Raw genomic sequence first — 3,550 nt, 5'->3', positions numbered from 1 at the left:
AGCCCCCGTGGCTGTGAGTGTGACTGCTCGTCTGTCTGAAGCCCCCATCCGAATTACTGTCAGTATGCCCATTCTTCTGTTGACAATCTTTGCAATAACCAAAAATTTCAAACTTGTGCTCGACGATTTGGAATTGATCCGTTGTATCCGTCATTTGCATTGGGCAAAAAGAAATCGGTAATGTTTTCTGACAGCTCAAGCAAATCATATGGTGATGGTGATGATGCTCATTACAGCTCACCTTGAACTTCATTCCATCCTCAAAAGATACCTGTTCCAACACACCCAATTCCTGCATTACACGCAGATTACGATAAACCGTATCAAAACTAAGTCCACTGTACTTCTTACCCATATATTCATAAACGTCTTTGGGGGACAGATACCCTTCATTCTCGGAAAATAACGTGGCCAACGTCTTGCGCTGATCTGTAATACGCAGCCCCTGAGCGGACATCGTTGCAATAATTTCATCCTTTGTCAGCATGCGTTTCACCCTCCCCTGTCTGTAGTTTCAGGTTTCTGATGCAGGCTTAGGCTTGCATCTATTTATTATACCACGATTAAAGTCAATATTATAAGAGATATTCGTATCTATACATAAGAAAAAGACGCTCTCCGTCGCTACGATTAAATTCGCAGCAGGAGAACGCCTATATTCTGCAAGTGACATCGACTTTTAAACGGTGAATGACGAGATCCAAGGTCTAAGCCGGTAAACAGCACCGGTTAATTCATATTAATTTTTAATAGCTGGTAAAGGCATAACTACTACGGAAACTGGCAAGTTACTTCCTGCAGCAGCAGTGAAATACATCTCTACACTTTCCTCGATATGCCCTGTGCGATACAGCACACTCATCTCATTTGGAGCCCATACCGCGCCGTTCGTCGGGATACCCACAACCTGATTGTTTACCATCGCATAGCCGGAATATTCGCCCCCACGCGGGTTGAACGTAATCAGTGAATACGGCGCTACATGATCCAATTTAACTTTATATACAACACCAAAATTACCGGCGTTGGAAGCAGAAGAGCCGTCCAGACCGTCCGTACCAATCAGGTTCGGGTCTACCTTATTATCACCAAGAACGATACGTTGAGCTGTTTTACCAACCTCTTCGGTATAATTGAGCGAGATATCAGCATTAGCGTACGTTCCACGGTTGTGAATACCGTCCTTAGGCAGTTTTGCCAGAGTAGGCATCACGGTCAACGGATCTACATTTGCATCTAACACAATAACCGTGTATTGAATAGGTTGATCCGTATATAAATCGGATAACAGAGAAATGACCTGTTTTTGCTTGATTTTTTGTGCATTCAAATCCTCTAAAATAATGCGATTTTCGCCAGGATTTAGAATTGTGCTAGAACGCTTGCTTCCATCCTGCATGGATTGAAAATATCGTTGAATCGAGACTTTACCCGCAGCCGTGGCAAATTCAGATGGTCCAGCAAAACCGGAATTTTCGACATTTATATTGGCAGGAGTGATATTGTTGTTGGTCGCAATCACGTACATCTTCACATCTCTACCCGTTTCATTGACATGATGGACGAGTATGCGCGTGCTGCCTGATCCGGTTTCTTGATACACGATACCATCCTGGAACACACGTTCTGGGCTGTTAGCACGGATCAAAAGACGCGGTGAAGAAGTACTTGTCACTGGAATAGTAGCCATGGTAGGCACCTGACTGCCGTCTACTGTATATTTATCACCATATGGTGTGAAGATTTTATTGAAATCATCTTCGTTGTACAGCAATTCATTCGTAATTTTAATTGTTTCACTTTTGGTACCTGTTGCGCCGTGCTTATCAGTCACGGTGAGTGTGATTGTTACATCACCTGGTTGGAAAAAGGCAAGTTTCTTATTCTCCCAATCACGCTTAGTGATAGCATTCTCATCATCTGTACTCAGGTCGGTAATGGTGATTTTCTCGCCCATCTTGTACTCTTTTTTATCAGTTGTAAACAGAGCCACTGGCGGCTGATTTGGTGGTCTTACTGTAATTGTAACTGAGTAAGGATCACTCCAGTTCCCAGCAGAGTCAAGAACAGAATAGGTAACTACATATGTACCCGGCTCCTGAAATACGTCCTGCTTACCTTCCCAACGTTGGTTCACAATCGGAAGACCTGTAGGAGAAGATTCCTTCGTCAAATACGTAACTTGGGTTTCGCCCGCATAGATATCTTTTTGCTGAACCGTGAAGGAAGCTTTAGGTTTCTGATTCAAATCCATGATAACTTGTTTAGTCGTATTATTCACAGTATAAGGAATATTTAAGGCCTGTGTAATCGAGGTCAATGGCACCATAAATACGTTCTTTTGCTGAAAAGCCGGTCCCTTCATTTGTCTGGCTTCACCGTTAACCGTATAAACCTTGCTGTCTGTTTTGAAGCGCATGACATTTGTTCCTTGTGTGATTACGGTTTCTTTGGTGGCAGTGTCATAACTAAACTGCAATCCGACACGGCTGACAAGAGAACGGATAGCTACATAGGAAACTCCGTCCTTAACAGTCATCGGCTGAGTTGCTGTGTACACCTGTCCGTTTTGTTCCATTTTCGCGCTGTTTAAGTACAAAATCAATTGATTAGCACCCATGGATGTTGGAGCTCCACCAGGATTGGTGATCGTTCCGTCTCCACCGTATACATCATTGGAAACGTTCGATCCGTTGGTTGTATCCGTAGGCAGGCCAGTCAATGGATCATTGGATACGCCTGTGTTATTAGGTGTAACCGTGTCATTTTGTGTGCTAGTTCCATCTTGATCTCCGATGCTATTCTGAACGCCTGAATCAGCAACATTGGCCTGAGCCTGCTGTGCGCTAACCGAATCGGTGGATTGAACGGTTGTTGATGCTGCTTCTGCTCCTACAGGGGCTACTGCGGCCACCTGAGCCACCGCAAGGGCGGTGAGCATGGTCCATTTCTTGAAATTCATTGTCTGTCTCCTTCTATCACCAAATTATTATCATTCCCGTAAAAAGTCATACTATTAGACGCGTCAGTTGTTAAAAAGTTTCTGGAAATTTTGCTGATCATGAAAAAAAGGGAACTTTCTCCTGTGACTGCAAAAAATTCAACAACAAAAAACCGCCGCCCATCTGACCTGATGTGGCGGCGGCTTCATTACTAGGAAATAGCTTTTGAACCATTTACATTATGATGGACGACAGACAGCATTCTTTCCTGCAGTCTCCAGACGACCCTCTTCAATGAGTCGGTAAGCACGTTGAACTTCTTCATCTGTAGGAGATGGAACTCCCTCCAACGGATACTCCTTACCGAGCATTTCCCACTTGTAAACACCCATTTGATGGTAAGGTAAAATTTCGAATTTCTCGACTCCGTTCAACGTTCCGATAAACCGTCCCAAATTCAATAAATCTTGCTCGTCATCATGAATACCCGGTACAAATACGTGTCTAATCCACATTTTGCGCCCTTGCTCAGACAACCAGCGAGCCGTACTTAACATACGGTCGTTAGACTTGCCTGTAAGCTTAATATGCTTGTCATTGTCAATATG

3 protein-coding genes are annotated in these 3,550 nt (G+C 43.8%); all 3 read right to left on the bottom strand.

Going from position 1 to position 3,550, the window contains the following annotated elements:
* Positions 1-487: Fur family transcriptional regulator (locus tag GRP75_RS21810; protein WP_160790339.1), on the bottom strand; the 487-nt coding region annotated here is incomplete at its 3' end.
* A 252-nt stretch (positions 488-739) separates the two neighbouring features.
* Positions 740-2,962 (bottom strand): copper amine oxidase N-terminal domain-containing protein, encoded by a 2,223-nt coding sequence (locus GRP75_RS21805; RefSeq protein WP_160790338.1) that lies wholly within the window; start codon positions 2,960-2,962, stop codon positions 740-742.
* A gap of 219 nt (positions 2,963-3,181) precedes the next feature.
* On the bottom strand, positions 3,182-3,550 hold a 369-nt coding region (locus GRP75_RS21800), incomplete at its 5' end, for a pyruvate formate-lyase-activating protein (RefSeq protein WP_483311106.1).

Origin of the sequence: Paenibacillus sp. OT2-17 (assembly GCF_009827695.1) — a bacterium.
GTDB lineage: Bacteria > Bacillota > Bacilli > Paenibacillales > Paenibacillaceae > Paenibacillus > Paenibacillus polymyxa_B.
Note: the sequence above shows the minus strand (reverse complement) of the source record. Positions and strands in the feature narration are given on the sequence as shown.

Bases quoted from the DNA above. Each gene is read 5' to 3' on its own strand.
- GRP75_RS21805 (WP_160790338.1), bottom strand. From the start codon at position 2,962: ATGAATTTCAAGAAATGGACCATGCTCACCGCCCTTGCGGTGGCTCAG.